Raw genomic sequence first — 16677 nt, forward strand, 5'->3', positions numbered from 1 at the left:
ACAAGACGAACGAAAAGGGTGGACATAAACGTGTCACACCCTTTTAAGAATATTGTCGAATTTAATTTGTTTTCAAACTTAAGTTATCAGGAATAGTGTGTTATTATGGACAGGTACATTTATATTGAAACATAACGTAATATTTGTTACACTTAATTAGAATTATTCTAAATAAATAATGGTTTCATAGCATGTTCACAAATGATAATTAAAAAGCTCCTTGGAATATGTTAAAATGGAATCTGTGAAATAGAAAGTGTGAGGTGTGATCAGGTCATGCATACACTCGTAGTAGGCTTGAATTATAAAACAGCCCCAGTCGAGATACGTGAAAAATTGTCGTTTATCGAAAGTGAATTACCGACTGCAATGGCTGAACTAAAAAAACAAAAAAGTATATTAGAAGATGTCATTGTGTCAACATGTAACAGAACTGAGATATACGCTGTTGTTGACCAACTTAACACCGGTCGTTACTATATAAAGAAATTCTTATCGGATTGGTTTGACATTCCAATGAATCAATTTGATAATCATTTATATATCCGTGAAGATGACGAATCTTTACATCATTTATTCCGTGTGACATCTGGTATTGATTCAATGGTATTAGGCGAAACTCAAATTCTTGGACAAGTTAAGAAAAGCTTTTTAGAAGCTCAAGAAATAGGTACGACTGGAACCATTTACAACCAACTGTTCAAACAAGCTGTAACATTTGCAAAACGTGCACATAACGATACAGCAATAGGTGAGAATGCGGTATCTGTTTCCTATGCAGCAGTGGAGTTAGCAAAAAAAATATTTGGCTCTCTTAAAAACAAACATGTTGCGATTTTAGGAGCAGGAAAAATGGGACAACTCGCTATTGAAAATTTATACGGTAATGGAGTTGGAAAAGTTACTGTAGTTAATCGTACATTTGAAAAAGCACATAAACTTGCCGAAAAGTTCAATGGCGATGCAAAATCAATGGAAGAGTTACAATGTACTTTGCTTGAAGCGGACATCTTAATTAGTTCAACAGGTTCTACTGAATATGTAATTGATTATGAATTAATGCAATTCGTTGAACGTTTACGAAAAGGTAAGCCATTATTTATGGTTGATATTGCTGTACCGCGTGACTTAGATCCTCGTATCGGTGATTTACCAAACGTCTTCTTATACGATATTGATGATTTACAAGGAATTGTAGAAGCAAATTTAGCAGAACGTGAAAATGCTGCAAGAGAGATTACTGAACTGATTGGACATGAAGTTGTTCAATTTAAAGAGTGGTTTGCAACACTTGGTGTAGTGCCAGTAATTTCAGCACTACGAAAAAAAGCAAATCGAATTCAAGAAGAAACAATGACAAGCATTTTAAATAAAATGCCGGAATTAACTGAGCGTGAACGTAAAATTTTAAATAAGCATACGAAATCTATTATTAATCAGTTGCTGAAGGAGCCGATTCTTCAAGCGAAGGAAATGGCAAATGCCCCAAAAGCTGAACAGCAACTTCAATTATTCCAACAAATTTTTGGAATAGAAGAAGAAGTTCAGGAAGAAGTCATTGTACAACATAATCGAGATAAAGAACGTGAAGAAAAAGCGACAATTGATTCGGTTATAAATACAAATTTATCCTTTTAAAAGGCAATAAATTAAGGCGTTTTCGTATCGGTATGATATTCTAAGATACGAAAACGCCTATTTGTGTTGTTTCTCTTTATCCAATTTTTGAGAAAGATTAAGTATTAGTAAAAGAAAAGTTGTAAAAGCTTAAGAAGGGTTGCAAATGATGACAGAATTAGCAATGGCTAGGCTTTATGAAATCATGGTTGTCCTTTATGCAATTAGTATTGTTTTTTATTTTATTGATTATTTCTTTAAACAAGTAAAAATTCGTCGATTTGCATTTTGGCTTGTTTCGATTGTCTGGGTTTTGCAAACTATATTTTTCTTATTATATATTTATGAAATTAAACGATTTCCAATTTTATCATTAACTGAGGGAATCTATTTTTATGCATGGTTATTAATTTCTCTATCAATCATTTTACATTGTATTGTACGTGTTGATTTACCTGTGTTTTTTATAAATGTTTTAGGTTTCATTTTTGTTACCATCCATTTATTTGCCCCAAATAATGTTGAGCATCCAATGGTAGAATCACTTGTATCAGAAATGCTTGTAATTCATATTGCTTTTGCAATTATTGCATACGCAGCATTTACATTGTCTTTTGTTTTTTCGGTCCTTTATTTAATAGTTTACCGAATTTTAAAAGAAAAGAAGTACTCTAGATTATGGTCGCGTTTACCAACCTTATATCAAACAAGTAATTGGATGTTTTACTCGTTAGTAATAGGCGTTCCTATAATTTTTGTTAGTTTATTATTAGGGTTGGAATGGGCATTTATGACATTAGAAGGATTATCAATGCTTGATGTGAAAATATTGGGTTCGTTCGTGATTACAATTGCGTATTTCATCCTTCTTGTTTTGCATAAAAGTGGAAAATTAACCGGTTTAAACTTTGCATTAGCGCAAATTTATACCTTTTTATTAGTTATTATTAATTTCTTTTTAGGGAGTAAACTTTCCAACTTCCATTTATGGTATTAGCAGAAAGGTAGGTTCATCATGAGAAAAATTATTGTTGGTTCTAGAAAAAGTAAATTAGCTTTAACTCAAACAAACTGGTTTATTAACGAATTGAAAAATGCGGGAGTACCTTTTGAGTTTGAAGTAAAGGAAATTGTTACAAAGGGTGACAAAATATTAGATGTACAACTTTCAAAAGTCGGTGGAAAAGGTCTTTTTGTAAAAGAAATCGAACAAGCACTTTACAATAAAGAAATTGATTTTGCCGTACATTCAATGAAGGATATGCCTGCTGTATTACCTAAAGGATTAGTTATAGGCTGTATTCCCCCTCGTGAAGATGCGCGTGATGCATTCATTTCAAAAGGACATGTTAAATTCGCGGATCTTCCAAAAGGGGCTATAGTCGGTACAAGTTCTCTACGTCGAAGCGCACAATTACTCCAAGCACGTCCAGATATTGAAATCAAATGGATACGTGGCAATGTTGATACTCGTTTAGCGAAACTTGAAAACGAAGATTTTGATGCAATTATATTAGCTGCTGCTGGACTTAAACGACTTGGTTGGAGTGAAGAAGTGGTTACCGAATTTATTGATATAGATCTTTGTCTTCCTGCAGTTGCTCAAGGATCACTAGGGATTGAATGTCGTGCTGATGATGAAGAATTGTTAGCAGAACTTACGAAGCTAACAGATCAAAGCACTTGGAATGAGGCCCATGCAGAGCGTGCGTTCTTAGCAGCAATGGATGGTGGTTGCCAGGTACCAATTGCAGGGTTTGCAAAAACTAATGGTGAGGAAATTACTCTTACAGGTTTAGTAGCAGCACCTGATGCATCTGTTATTTATAAAGAGTCTATTACAGGAACAAATCCGATTGAGTTAGGAAAAGAAGTAGCAGAGCTATTAACGAAGCAAGGGGCCTTTGACTTAATCCAAAAAGTAAAGGCTGAGCTTGATGCAAATTAAACCTTTAAGCGGTAAAACAATTGTTGTAACTGGTTCTGCTAGTACAACAACCGTTATAAATGAAATAGAAAGACTAGGTGGACAAGCTAAATTTTGTCCACTTATTGATACAAAAGAAATTATTGACGGCAATGATCAGAAATATTTAACGGATGTAAATCAATATAATTGGCTTATTTTCACTAGTAAAAATGCGGTTGAGGCATTTTGTAAAAAAATGAAGCGTTTAGGTATGAAAAGTTCGCAAATTCAAGTGAAAATTGCTGCGGTCGGTACAAAAACAGCAGAGTTATTGGAAGACAACGATCTATCAGTTAGTTTTATGCCTTCTGTCTATAGCGCGGATGTTTTTGTGAAGGAGTTTCCAATCATTGCGGGAGAACAACCTAAATGTTTATTCGTTCGTGGGAATCGGGCAAAGGATACGTTGAAAAACGGTCTACCCTTTGCGATTAAAGAGTGGACTGTCTATGAAACGAGAGAAAACTTTACCTCAATAAAACCCTTGATTGAATTGGTTCATACTACAACGAATCTCATTATCATTTTTGCTAGTCCATCTGCAGTGGATGTTTATGCAAAGCATATTGCAATAGATGTTGGATGGGGACAAGTCAAATTCGCTAGTATTGGTCATATTACTGCTGCTGCAATCAAAGATTACGGTGCAGAAGTTACATATATGCCTAAAGAATATACAATGAAGGCAGTAATTGAAGAAATAACAAAACGAGAGGATGCTTAACTAATGACACAAGTAAATTTCCAAAGACATCGAAGACTTCGTTCTTCTGCAACTATGCGTGCTATGGTAAAAGAAACATATTTGCACAAAGAGGATTTAATTTATGGTTTGTTTGTTGTTGAAGGCCAAAATATAAAACGTGAAGTACCTTCCATGCCAGGTGTTTGGCAACTTTCATTAGACCATTTAGAGGAAGAAATTAACGAAGTTGTTGAATTAGGTATTCCAGCAGTTATTCTCTTCGGTATTCCAATTGAAAAGGATGCTGTAGGTACGGGAGCATATCATGACCACGGCATAATTCAAGAGGCGACTCGATTTATTAAAGAGCGCCACCCAGAATTACTTGTAATTGCTGACACTTGTCTATGCGAATATACTGACCATGGTCACTGTGGCCTAGTTGAAGGAGAAACAATCCTTAATGATCCATCATTAGATATATTAGCTCGCACAGCAGTATCACAAGCGCAAGCTGGTGCTGATATTATTGCTCCTTCAAATATGATGGATGGTTTCGTTGCTGCTATTCGTAAAGGTTTAGATGAAGCTGGTTTTGAAAATATTCCAATCATGTCTTACGGAGTAAAATATGCTTCAGCATATTATGGTCCATTCCGTGACGCTGCAGATGGTGCACCTCAATTTGGTGACCGCAAAACATATCAGATGGACCCAGCTAATCGTTTAGAAGCATTCCGCGAAGCTGAATCAGATATTAACGAAGGGGCAGATATGATTATTATTAAACCTGCTCTTGCATATTTAGATATCATTCGTGATGTACGTAATAACTATAACTTACCAATTATTGCATATAACGTTAGTGGTGAATATGCAATGGTAAAAGCAGCTGCTCAAAATGGTTGGATTGATGAGAAAAGTGTTGTACTTGAATCGTTATTAGGAATGAAACGTGCTGGAGCGGATATGATCTTAACTTATCATGCAAAAGATGTAGCTCGTTGGTTGGAGGAGAAATAATATGCACCTAAATGATAAATCAGTTAAAGCATTCAAAGAAGCAGTTAATGTAATGCCAGGTGGGGTAAATAGCCCTGTTCGAGCATTTAAATCGGTTAATACAGATCCAATTTTTATGGAATCAGGAAAAGGTGCCATTCTTAAAGATATCGATGGCAATGAATATATTGATTATGTACTTAGTTGGGGTCCTCTTATTTTAGGACATTCTCATCCGGATGTTGTAAAGGCTATTCAGGCACAAGCAGAAAAAGGGTCATCTTTTGGTGCACCAACTGAACTTGAAACAGAACTTGCACAATTAGTGATTGACCGTGTACCTTCTGTTGAAATGGTACGTTTTGTTTCTTCGGGAACAGAAGCAACAATGGCTGCTCTTCGATTAGCTCGTGGATACACTGGTCGTGACATTATTTTAAAATTTGAAGGGTCTTATCATGGACATGGTGATTCCTTATTAATTAAGGCTGGTTCGGGTGTGGCTACTTTAGGTTTGCCAGATAGTCCTGGTGTACCTGCAGATATTGCGAAAAATACAATGACAGTTGCTTACAATGATTTAGAGGCGGTACAAGTTGTATTCGAAAAATATGGTCAAAATATTGCAGGAGTTATTGTGGAGCCAGTTGCAGGTAATATGGGAGTAGTGCCACCTAAACCGGGATTCTTAGAAGGATTACGTAAAGTAACAGAAGAAAATGGTGCCATTCTTATTTTCGATGAAGTTATGACTGGTTTCCGAGTAGATTACAATTGCGCTCAAGGTTACTTTGGAATTGATCCAGATTTAACTTGTTTAGGTAAAGTTGTTGGTGGTGGACTTCCTGTAGGTGCTTTTGCAGGTAAACGTGAATTAATGGAGAAAATCGCACCAGCTGGTCCAGTTTATCAAGCAGGTACACTGTCAGGTAACCCTCTTGCAATGACTGCTGGTATTGAAACACTTAGTCGTTTAACACCTGAAAATTATGAGTATTTCAAAAAACTAGGTGATCAATTAGAAGCAGGTTTCCGTGAGGCTGCAACTAAGTATAATATTCCTCATACAGTGAATCGTGCAGGTTCAATGATTGGCTTCTTCTTGACAAATGAAGATGTAACTGATTTTGCTTCGGCTAAAACTTCGGATTTAGAATTATTTGCTGAATATTTTAAATTGATGGCTGAAGAAGGGGTATACTTACCACCGTCTCAATTTGAAGGGTTATTTCTTTCTACTGCGCATACTGAAGAACACATTGCAAAAACTGTAGACGCATTCCATAATGTATTTGCAAAATTAGCTAGAAAGTAGTTTTTTCACTATAATAAAATAATTTTCCGAGTGTCCTTTTCAATTAATAGAAGAGGGCACTCTTTTTTTGCATACTTTAAAATGACAAGCATATTGTATTTACGGGAGGGATGTCGTGTGCAAAATATTAATTGGGAAATGATGACACAATTTGTGTTCCCTGAGGACTTAGGAATTGTAGAGGAAGTTATCTCCGTAAATATAAAACCAAGATGGCAACAAGTTGAAACAGATGAGTCCGTTCGTTTAGTTGGAATTTATCATATTACTGCAGTTGTACGATTTAATCCAAGTCACCTACCACAGTATTGTGAAGGGACATTGATTGAACATTTAGAGTTTGATGGAAATGATGGTTATTTTGAGTATGCATTACCTTTAGAAGTTGATTTACCTAGAGAAAAAATTGCACAACTTAATAAACCTGAACTTTTTGTAAATGATGTGAATTTCTTCGTATATGATGGTTCAAGTTGTACGTTTAAATGGGAAACAAAATGTGTATATGAAGAAGCTGAGTCATTATTTGAACATCATCCTTCAGAACAACTAGCTTACGAACAACCTGTTTTTACAAGGCTAGAAACGGTCCAAAATACTGAGAGTAGTACAAGCAGCAGTAATAATAATCAAGCTTTTGAATTAAATAATAAGACAGAATTTATTGATGAACAAATTGAAGAGTATGACAATATTGACCCATCAATAGATAATAGTCTGGAAATTGATTATACAGCGTCATCTTTTGGAAATGAAACAGTAGAACAGATCCTAGAACCATCCGTTGGAAATGAAACAGTAGAACAGATCCTAGAACCATCCGTTGTAAATGAAACAGTAGAAGAGATCCTAGAACCATCCGTTGTAAATGAAACAGTAGAAGAGACCCTAGAACCATCCGTTGTAAATGAAGCAGTAGAAGAGACCCTGGAGCCATCCGTTGTAAATGAAACAGTAGAAGAGACCCTGGAGCCATCCGTTGTAAATGAAACAGTAGAAGAGACCGTAGAGCCATCCTCTGTAAATGAAACAGTAGAAGAGACTCTAACGCCCTCTTTTACAACTGAAGAGGTAGAAGAGACCCTGGAGCCATCTTTTACAAATGAAACAATAGATGAGAATGCAGAGCCGTCTATTGCAAAAGATTTAGACATTCAATACACTGAACCAAAACTAGACCAAGACATTGAACTTGAGTATACCGAGCCCAAATTAGACCAAGACATTGAACTTGAGTATATTGAGCCAAAACTAGATCAAGAGCTTGAAATTCAGTATACACAACCAGAACGTGAAGAAGAATTAGAAATTCAATTCGCTGAGTCAAAACAAAATCATCAACACTTATTCAACTATCAAGCCCCGGTTGAATATGAACAAAATCATCTGTTGGATATTGAATATAATGAAGTTAAAATCAATCAAAATGACATTGTTGAAATTATCGATGTAAAGGACTATTCATCTGAAGGTAAAGCAACAATTAATGTACCGTCTCCGTATGAACAAGATGATTTCTTCAGTGATTTATCAGAATCCTATACACTATTGGATTTACGTTCAAATAAAGTCAGTGAAGAATAGATAAGTAAATAATCCCAATAGAAGTAAGAATAAAAAGTCCCAAGTTGTCGGGAAAAATAATGTACGTAAACCTTGGAAGATTGTTAAAGGTAAAATAATACCTCTACAATAAAAGCGACATTTTCGAAGCCAAGGTGGCAATAACCAAGGATTGTAACTCTTACGTTTTTTCATTTTTTACACCCTTTCATATTTGTTGTAACTTGAAAACTGTTGATGTAATATTATAATATATAAACAGTTAAACTTTATTTTGCTTTTAAAAGAGTTAAATAAAGTTTTTGCCTTGTTTGGTGTCACAGATTTTTAAAGGAACAACTAAAATCTGAACGCAAATATGCCAAGGCAAATTTAAATAAGGATGCAATGAATAGGAAGAGTAAAATGCTTTTGCTTGCAAAAGAGAGGAAACGTTAGCTGAAAAGTTTCTGCAATGCAACCATTTGAACGTAGCCTACGAGCAGCTTTTGTGAACTAACAGTAACAAACGCCGGTTTACACCGTTATCGCAATGAGAGCCGAGAATACTCTTAAAATAAAGCCAGTAACTCTATACTTCAGTATATGTGTTGCTCGAAAGAACGCGACTCTAGATTAAGCGCTATGTAACCAAAATTAGAACAAAACGTTCTATGGAACCAGTGCATTCATTTAGATCGCAATTGCCTTATTTTTTACATTCTCGGAATTAAAGGTGGTACCGCGAATAGATTAATCTAACTCCTTCGTCCTTTTATAGGCGAAAGGAGTTTTTTTATTTTATTTAGTTAAATACGTAGTACGATGTCTAAAATGAATGCGTCTTACTCAATTTGCTGCTACCTAAATAATTCTATTGCTAGCGAAAGCTATTGCTTTAAATAAAGGGAGGAACTTAATTTGACAGAAGAACTAAATAATTCAATGCCCACAAAATATGAACCAGGGAGCATTGAAGCAGGGCGCTATGATTGGTGGTTAAAAGGTAAGTATTTTGAAGCACAACCCCAAAGCGGTAAACAACCATACTCAATCGTCATTCCACCGCCAAACGTAACGGGAAAACTACATTTAGGTCACGCATGGGATACAACACTACAAGATATTCTAATTCGTATGAAACGAATGCAAGGCTACGATGCACTTTGGTTACCTGGTATGGACCACGCAGGTATTGCAACACAAGCGAAAGTTGAAGCGAAACTTCGTGAAGATGGTGTTACAAGATATGATTTAGGTCGCGAAAAATTCCTTGAAAAAACTTGGGAATGGAAAGAAGAGTATGCAGGTCACATCCGTGAACAATGGGCAAAGCTTGGTTTAGCTCTAGATTATACTCGTGAACGTTTTACTTTGGATGAAGGCTTATCAGATGCAGTTAAAGAGGTGTTTGTTAAGTTATATGAAAAAGGATTAATCTATCGTGGTGAACGCATTATTAACTGGGATCCTGCAGCAAAAACTGCTCTTTCTGATATTGAAGTAATTCATAAAGAAGTAGAGGGAGCATTCTATCATATGGAATACCCATTAGCTGACGGTTCGGGTAAATTACGAGTTGCAACAACTCGACCAGAGACAATGCTTGGGGATTCAGGAGTTGCTGTGCATCCAGAGGATGAGCGTTATAAACATTTAATTGGTAAAACAGTTATTCTTCCAATCGTAGGGCGTGAAATTCCAATCGTTGGTGATACTTATGTTGATATGGAATTTGGAACAGGTGTTGTAAAAATGACTCCTGCACATGACCCGAACGACTTTGAAGTTGGTAATCGTCATAACTTAGAACGCATTCTTGTCATGAATGAAGATGGAACGATGAATGATTTAGCAGGCAAATATGCAAACATGGATCGTTTTGAATGCCGTAAGCAAATTGTTGCTGACTTAAAAGAAGCAGGTGTTCTTGTTGAAATTGAACCACATACACATCAAGTAGGACACTCAGAACGTTCGGGTGCAGTTGTGGAACCATACCTTTCTGCACAATGGTTTGTTAAAATGGGACCTCTAGCAGAGCAAGCTTTAGAAATTCAAAAAAGTGAATCTGAAAAGGTAAACTTTGTACCAAACCGATTTGAAAATACTTACAACCGTTGGATGGAAAACATCCATGATTGGTGTATTTCACGTCAATTATGGTGGGGGCATCAAATTCCGGCTTGGTATCATAATCAAACAGGTGAAATTTATGTGGGCAAAGAAGCTCCAAAAGACCCTGAGAATTGGACACAAGATGAAGACGTATTAGATACTTGGTTCTCATCTGCATTATGGCCGTTCTCAACAATGGGCTGGCCAGATACTGAAAATGAAGAGTACAAACGCTATTATCCAACAAATACGTTAGTAACTGGATACGATATTATATTCTTCTGGGTATCTCGTATGATTTTCCAAGGTAAAGAATTTACAGGCGTTCGACCATTTAAAGATGTATTAATTCATGGGTTAGTACGTGATGGTGAAGGACGCAAAATGAGTAAATCCCTTGGTAATGGTGTTGACCCAATGGATGTAATTGACCAGTATGGTGCAGACTCATTACGTTACTTCTTAGCAACTGGTTCATCTCCAGGTCAAGATTTACGTTATACAACAGAAAAAGTAGAATCCATTTGGAACTTTGCCAATAAAATTTGGAATGCATCTCGATTCGCATTAATGAACATGGAAGGCTTAACATTTGAGGAAATCGATTTAACAGGCAATTTAAATGTTGCTGACAAGTGGATTTTAACTCGATTAAATGAAACAATTGAACGTGTTACAACGCTGTCGGATAAATATGAATTCGGTGAAGTTGGACGTGAACTTTATAACTTTATTTGGGATGATTTCTGTTCTTGGTATATTGAGATGGCAAAACTTCCACTTTACGGTGAAGATGAAGCTGCTAAGAAAACTACTCGTTCAGTATTAGCCTATGTATTGGATCAAACAATGCGCTTACTACACCCATTAATGCCATTTATAACTGAGGAAATTTGGCAACACCTACCACACGAAGGTGAGTCAATTACAGTTGCTGCATGGCCAACAGTAAAAGAAGAATTTAATTTTGCTGAAGAATCAACAAGCATGAAATTGCTAATGGATATTATTCGTTCTGTTCGTAACATCCGTGCAGAAGTAAATACACCTATGAGTAAAAAGGTACCGTTATTTATTGCAGCAAAGGACGAAGAAACTGTAAAAGTTCTAGAAGCGAACAAAGCCTACATTGAGAAATTCTGTAATCCAGAGGTATTATCAATTGGTGAAAACCTTGAAGCACCTAGTCAATCAATGAGTGCGGTTGTAACTGGAGCGGAGCTATTCTTACCACTTGCAGGATTAATAAATCTAGAAGAGGAAGTTGCTCGTCTTGAAAAAGAACTTGAGAAGTGGGAAAAAGAAGTAAAACTAGTATCAGGTAAACTTTCAAACGAAAAATTTGTATCGAAGGCACCTGAAGCATTAGTTGCTAAAGAACGTGAGAAACTTGCTGATTACCAAGAAAAGTATGAGACAGTTGAAAAACGTTTAGCAGAATTAAAAAATATGTAATATTATAAAGATGTCCTAGTTATACTAGGGCATTTTTTTCTATTGAATTTAGATCAAATTTTGTTTGGCATTGCCAAAATTACAGGAGTGAATGACATGTTTCATTCAATAGATGAATGTACAGAATTTATTTTTTCATTGAAAGCTAGTACATATAAAGGCGAACCATTAGAAGCTGTCCGTATACTTTTAGAAAACTTAGGAAACCCCCATGAAAAAGTAAAATTTATTCATTTTGCTGGTTCAAACGGTAAAGGGTCTACCTTAAATGCAACACGTGAGATATTAATGGAACAAGGTATTGCTGTAGGTGCTTTTATATCTCCGCACCTTGAACGTGTAAATGAACGTATTACTATCAATAAAGTTCAAATATTGGATGAACAGTTCCTAAAATATACGAATCTAGTTTTGAATTTAATAGAAACAAAATTAGATGGTAAGGTTCCAAGTTTCTTTGAAATCATGACTATATTGGCTTTTCTGCACTTTGCCAATGAAAAGGTTGATGTTGCTTTGATTGAAACAGGAATTGGAGGGAGAATAGACTCGACTAATGTGATCACGCCTGAGGTTTCTGTTATTACGACTATTTCATTAGAACACACCGATTTATTAGGAGATACCTATGAAAAAATAGCCTTTGAAAAAGCCGGAATTATTAAAGAAAACAAACCTGTTGTAGTAGGGGTGAAACAGGCTCAAGCACTTCGAGTTATACGAGAAAAAGCAGACGAATGTAACGCGAAATGTTATGCTTTGGGACAAGAAATACTTATTAGTAATGTAGTGCATCATACCATTCCACAAACTTTTGACTATGTTGCATTTGGTCATCTCACTGAAAATGTTCCAGTGATAATGGAGGGCGTGCATCAAATGAACAATGCTGCATTAGCAATTACTGCTGCAAAGCTTTTTTTACCCGACATCGATGATCAAAGCATTTGCCAAGGTCTATTAAAAGCAAAGTGGGAAGGGCGTTTTGAACATTTCGGTAAACAAATTATTATCGATGGTGCACATAATTCTGAAGGTACAGCAGCATTAATTGAAACATTAAAACGCAATTATCCAAACCATCATTATAAATTTGTTTATGCTGCTCTAAAAGATAAAGATCATCAAAAAAGTATTCAAATGATGGATCAAGAGGCCTTATCTATGAGCTTCACTGAAATTCCATTACCACGAGCAGAGAAAGCTGAAATATTGGCATCTAAGTCACAGCACCAAAATGTGCGTTATGAGAAAGATTGGCGCTATTTACTTGAAGATGAAATTTTGCAAATAAAAGAAAATGAACTTCTAGTCATTACAGGATCACTTTATTTTATTGCAGATGTGCGGAAGTTCCTATTACAAAGAGGGGGCAAATAAATTGATACCGAAGTTTGATGAATATAAGTCTCGTTGGGAAATAAGAAGCGATGACTCTATTAAACCTGGATTAGCTAGCATGTATCATGCCTTACAATTACTAGACCACCCACATAAAAATCTAAATGTTGTTCATATTGCTGGGACAAATGGTAAAGGCTCCACACTCGCATTTCTTGATTCGATTGCAAGGGGGCATGGCTTAACAGTTGGAAAGTTTATGTCTCCTTGTATTATGGATGTTCATGACCAAATTCAAATTAATGGGACTCCAATACTTGAAAGCGAGATGGATGAGGTTTTCCGAAAAATGAAGTATGCAGGATTAAGTGGTTTATTGACAGATTTTGAATTACTAACTTGCGCGGCTTTACTTTATTTCTCAACTAAAAATGTTGATTTAGTTTTAATTGAGGCAGGAATGGGGGGACGTGAGGATAGTACGAATGTAGTAGTGCCGATTGTATCAATCATTCCAAGTATTGCATTAGAACATACAAAATTTTTGGGGCCGACACTAGAGAGTATTGCGTATCATAAGGCAGGAATTATTAAGGATGGAAAACCGGTAGTAGTCGGAAGGGTACCTGAAGAAGCATTAGTAGTTGTTGAAAAAGAGGCGATATTGAATAATGCTTCACTACTCCAGCTAAATCGAGATTTCCGTGTTGAAAATTCAAATAATCGTGATATTTATATAAATGTCATCAATAATGTAGTTATAAACGACTTAAAACGTAGTCGTTTATTAGGGGTACATCAAGGTGAAAATATGGCATTAGCAATAACGGCTTTTTATCTAGTAGCGGAGAAATTAGCTCTTGTCATAGATCATAGTAAAGTGAGCCAAGGTGTTTCTAGTGCAAGTTTACCTGGAAGATTTGAACAAGTTCTCCCAAATATATATTTCGATGGTGCTCATAATCCAGCAAGTGCTGAAATGCTTGTTAAAACAATTCAACAACAATTTCCAAATGAAAAAATTCGATTTGTAGTCGGTATGTTAGCTGATAAAGATATTGCGACGGTTTTACGTATTTTAGAAACTATAAGCGATGAATTTTTCTTTGTAGATTTTGAAAATAATCGTGCTATGCAAGCAAATCAGGTAATTAACGTTTCAAATGCAAAGAATAAGCAGGTAATCCGAGACGTTGTGCCATTCTTAAAAAATGCATCACAAAACAACGAAAAATGTATTGTAACCGGGTCGCTTTATTTATTGAGTGAGATTCGACAAAAAATGCTTGTGAAATAATTGTTAAAATGAGTGCGAAAAGGAAAGAATAGTCTAAATGTTTATCGAAGAATAAAAGAATTTGCGAAAACTTTTTTAAGCGAGGCGACATTAGTCTCGCTTTTTTTTGTACTTAATTTGATAGGGTTACAATAGAGGTGAAGTGTATGAATTTTCCTAAAGTAATTCGTAGAAAAGAACTACTACAAGCTGCTTTTTTAGGCTCCGCTGCAGGATTGGTAGGAGTAATATTTTTTGTTATTCTACTTAATTCAATGAATTCAACTGAAACAAGTAATGAGGAAGTAATTCCAGTGCAATCAAATGAAGCTGAGAATAATACACCTAAACAATTTTCTGAGCAATTTTTCGCCAATCAACATGGTATGTTTTCGTCCTCTGAAGCTGCAAACGCGTTTATTTCGGGCTATCCGAGTTTAAATAAAAGTACTATTGTCGAAGTGGATGGAAGTTTTTACGTATGGTCGTCAATATCTACTACAAAAGAAAGTGTGAAATTAAGTGAAAACCCGTCTTCTTTTGTAAAACCTTTTAAGTTTATTGGCGATGCTTGCGAGGAATCTAGCATTCAAGATCTACCAGCACAACTTAAAAGTGAGGAACGTTCAAAATTTTATTTTGAGAAAGATCAAGTACCTGACTCGTTACCACAGGACTGGAAGGCGATAACAGTAGCATTATCAAGCATTTCTGAAGACTTGTCTGTCATCAGATTACACTTATTATCACATTATTATAGCGAAAATGATTGTCTGAAAATCCAATTTTAATCATCATTTAAGTGGCAAAATCAAATTTCTTATTTTGGCATAAATTTTCAAATTCCCTTTCCTCGGCTATGATAGTAGTAGGAGGTATGGATATGAAATTTACTACTAATCATCAACTAGTTTTAGCGTCAGCATCCCCAAGGCGTAAAGAGCTTTTTTCAAAATTGGGAATCCCTTTTGAAGTAGTGACAAGTGACGTCGAAGAAACAACGGTACAGGCTAATTCAATGAAAGATTATGTTCGTGAGGTAGCCTTATTAAAAGCAAGGGATGTAGCAAAAAAAGAAAGAGGAAAGACAATTATTGGTGCAGATACAGTGGTTGTGTTTCAGGATGAGCTACTTCATAAACCAAAAACACCAGAAGAGGCTGTAACCCACCTACAAAGGCTGTCGCATAATCGTCATAGTGTTATGACAGCAGTAGCAATTATTACACCAGATGGTCGTGAAGAAACTTTTATCGAAGAGACAGTGGTAGTATTTAAAAAACTCGGACAAAAAATAATTGAAGAATATGTTAAGTCAGGCGATCCATTTGATAAAGCTGGTGGTTATGGAATTCAAACAGACGGTGCTTTATTCGTGGAACGAATTGAAGGTGATTATAACAATGTAGTGGGATTACCTTTAGCAAGTGTTTGCGAAAAATTAATTACGTTAACTATCATTACAATATAAGGGAAGTGAAGTATAATGTCTGTTGCCGCTATTCCTGAACTCATGATTCGTGATGTTCACATAGAAGATCGGCCACGAGAAAGGCTAATTCGCCAAGGTGCACAAAGCCTTTCAAATCAGGAGTTAATTGCAATATTACTAAGAACAGGTACAAAACAAGAATCGGTATTAACACTTGCAAACAGAGTTTTAAACTATTTTGAAAAATTACATGAACTAAAACATGCGACCTTAGAAGAAATTATATCCATAAAAGGGATTGGGGAGGCAAAGGCGGTACAACTTCTTGCAGCAATTGAATTGGGTAGAAGATTATCACAGAAACAAGTAGACTCCAGGTATACAATCCGTTCTCCAAAAGATGCAGCAGATTACTTAATACCCGAAATGTCTTCCCTTAGACAAGAGCATTTTGTTGTACTTTTCCTCAATGTAAAAAATCAAATCCTTCATAAGCAAACAATTTTTATAGGAAGTCTTAATTCTTCTATCGTTCATCCACGTGAAATCTTTCGAGAAGCTGTAAAACGTTCAGCAGCATCTATAATTTGTGCACATAACCATCCAAGTGGAGTCCCAACACCTAGTCCCGAAGACATTGAAGTAACAAAAAGATTACTTGAAGCTGGATTTATAATCGGAATTGAGTTAATAGATCACGTGATTATTGGAGACCATCAATTCATAAGCTTAAAAGAAAAAGGATATATGTAAAGAAGGATTTGGCTATTACAGTAAATTGAAAAACTACCGAATTATCCTAAAAGATAGGATTTTTCGGTTTTTTTATTACAACTAAATTTCAGCGAACCTTTTTTAAGACAAAACGTTTATATATTTCGTGCAGTTGTTACAAGAATGTAAAAACTTTCATTATGTTTTTATT

14 protein-coding genes and 1 other annotated feature are annotated in these 16677 nt (G+C 35.6%); of the genes, 13 read left to right on the forward strand and 1 reads right to left on the reverse strand.

Going from position 1 to position 16677, the window contains the following annotated elements:
- Positions 1-276 precede the first annotated feature (276 nt).
- The 7 genes from hemA (at position 277) to JOD29_RS00870 (ending at position 8172) form a co-directional block, all read left to right on the forward strand.
- Complete coding sequence (hemA, locus tag JOD29_RS00840) at positions 277-1638, forward strand: glutamyl-tRNA reductase (RefSeq protein WP_124762329.1); 1362 nt, start codon at positions 277-279, stop codon at positions 1636-1638.
- Positions 1639-1786: 148 nt separating this feature from the next.
- Entirely contained in the window at positions 1787-2614 is an 828-nt protein-coding gene (gene ccsA / locus JOD29_RS00845; protein WP_124762681.1) for a cytochrome c biogenesis protein CcsA, read from the forward strand.
- A gap of 18 nt (positions 2615-2632) precedes the next feature.
- Positions 2633-3565: a hydroxymethylbilane synthase gene (hemC, locus tag JOD29_RS00850; protein WP_124762327.1), complete on the forward strand. Its 933-nt coding sequence runs from the start codon at positions 2633-2635 to the stop codon at positions 3563-3565.
- Entirely contained in the window at positions 3555-4310 is a 756-nt protein-coding gene (locus JOD29_RS00855) for a uroporphyrinogen-III synthase (protein WP_124762325.1), read from the forward strand. The genes hemC and JOD29_RS00855 overlap by 11 nt, the downstream gene beginning before the upstream one ends.
- A 3-nt stretch (positions 4311-4313) precedes the next feature.
- The gene (hemB, locus tag JOD29_RS00860; protein ID WP_124762323.1) at positions 4314-5294 is read left to right on the forward strand and encodes a porphobilinogen synthase; all 981 of its coding nucleotides are present in this window, start codon (positions 4314-4316) and stop codon (positions 5292-5294) included.
- 1 nt (position 5295) lies between these two features.
- The gene (gene hemL / locus JOD29_RS00865; RefSeq protein ID WP_124762321.1) at positions 5296-6588 is read left to right on the forward strand and encodes a glutamate-1-semialdehyde 2,1-aminomutase; all 1293 of its coding nucleotides are present in this window, start codon (positions 5296-5298) and stop codon (positions 6586-6588) included.
- Between the two features lie 117 nt (positions 6589-6705).
- Complete coding sequence (locus tag JOD29_RS00870; RefSeq protein WP_124762319.1) at positions 6706-8172, forward strand: hypothetical protein; 1467 nt, start codon at positions 6706-6708, stop codon at positions 8170-8172.
- Here the strand turns inward: JOD29_RS00870 and JOD29_RS00875 are convergent.
- Entirely contained in the window at positions 8149-8346 is a 198-nt protein-coding gene (locus JOD29_RS00875; RefSeq protein ID WP_124762317.1) for a hypothetical protein, read from the reverse strand. The two genes, JOD29_RS00870 and JOD29_RS00875, sit on opposite strands and share 24 nt — an antisense overlap.
- A 183-nt stretch (positions 8347-8529) precedes the next feature.
- Positions 8530-8908, forward strand: a binding site (T-box leader).
- Between the two features lie 143 nt (positions 8909-9051).
- Here JOD29_RS00875 and JOD29_RS00880 point away from each other — a divergent pair.
- From JOD29_RS00880 to radC, 6 genes are all read left to right on the forward strand, one after another.
- Positions 9052-11703 carry a valine--tRNA ligase gene (locus tag JOD29_RS00880; RefSeq protein ID WP_124762315.1) on the forward strand — a complete coding sequence of 884 codons (2652 nt, stop codon included), beginning with the start codon at positions 9052-9054 and terminating at the stop codon, positions 11701-11703.
- A gap of 96 nt (positions 11704-11799) precedes the next feature.
- Positions 11800-13083 (forward strand): bifunctional folylpolyglutamate synthase/dihydrofolate synthase, encoded by a 1284-nt coding sequence (locus JOD29_RS00885; RefSeq protein WP_124762313.1) that lies wholly within the window; start codon positions 11800-11802, stop codon positions 13081-13083.
- A gap of 1 nt (position 13084) precedes the next feature.
- On the forward strand, positions 13085-14341 hold the full coding sequence (locus tag JOD29_RS00890; RefSeq protein WP_124762311.1) for a bifunctional folylpolyglutamate synthase/dihydrofolate synthase: 1257 nt from the start codon (positions 13085-13087) through the stop codon (positions 14339-14341).
- Between the two features lie 146 nt (positions 14342-14487).
- The gene (locus JOD29_RS00895; protein WP_124762309.1) at positions 14488-15111 is read left to right on the forward strand and encodes a hypothetical protein; all 624 of its coding nucleotides are present in this window, start codon (positions 14488-14490) and stop codon (positions 15109-15111) included.
- A gap of 92 nt (positions 15112-15203) precedes the next feature.
- On the forward strand, positions 15204-15791 hold the full coding sequence (locus JOD29_RS00900) for a Maf family protein (protein ID WP_124762307.1): 588 nt from the start codon (positions 15204-15206) through the stop codon (positions 15789-15791).
- Between the two features lie 15 nt (positions 15792-15806).
- Entirely contained in the window at positions 15807-16505 is a 699-nt protein-coding gene (gene radC / locus JOD29_RS00905) for a RadC family protein (protein ID WP_124762305.1), read from the forward strand.
- The last annotated feature ends 172 nt before the right edge of the window (positions 16506-16677 follow it).

This window comes from Lysinibacillus composti (assembly GCF_016908465.1).
In the GTDB taxonomy this organism is placed as follows: Bacteria; Bacillota; Bacilli; order Bacillales_A; family Planococcaceae; genus Ureibacillus; species Ureibacillus composti_A.

Bases quoted from the DNA above. Each gene is read 5' to 3' on its own strand.
- JOD29_RS00875 (WP_124762317.1), bottom strand. From the start codon at position 8,346: ATGAAAAAACGTAAGAGTTACAATCCTTGGTTATTGCCACCTTGGCTT.
- JOD29_RS00885 (WP_124762313.1), top strand. From the start codon at position 11,800: ATGTTTCATTCAATAGATGAATGTACAGAATTTATTTTTTCATTGAAA.
- hemC (WP_124762327.1), top strand. From the start codon at position 2,633: ATGAGAAAAATTATTGTTGGTTCTAGAAAAAGTAAATTAGCTTTAACT.
- JOD29_RS00895 (WP_124762309.1), top strand. From the start codon at position 14,488: ATGAATTTTCCTAAAGTAATTCGTAGAAAAGAACTACTACAAGCTGCT.
- hemA (WP_124762329.1), top strand. From the start codon at position 277: ATGCATACACTCGTAGTAGGCTTGAATTATAAAACAGCCCCAGTCGAG.
- JOD29_RS00855 (WP_124762325.1), top strand. From the start codon at position 3,555: ATGCAAATTAAACCTTTAAGCGGTAAAACAATTGTTGTAACTGGTTCT.
- hemL (WP_124762321.1), top strand. From the start codon at position 5,296: ATGCACCTAAATGATAAATCAGTTAAAGCATTCAAAGAAGCAGTTAAT.
- hemB (WP_124762323.1), top strand. From the start codon at position 4,314: ATGACACAAGTAAATTTCCAAAGACATCGAAGACTTCGTTCTTCTGCA.
- JOD29_RS00900 (WP_124762307.1), top strand. From the start codon at position 15,204: ATGAAATTTACTACTAATCATCAACTAGTTTTAGCGTCAGCATCCCCA.
- radC (WP_124762305.1), top strand. From the start codon at position 15,807: ATGTCTGTTGCCGCTATTCCTGAACTCATGATTCGTGATGTTCACATA.
- ccsA (WP_124762681.1), top strand. From the start codon at position 1,787: ATGACAGAATTAGCAATGGCTAGGCTTTATGAAATCATGGTTGTCCTT.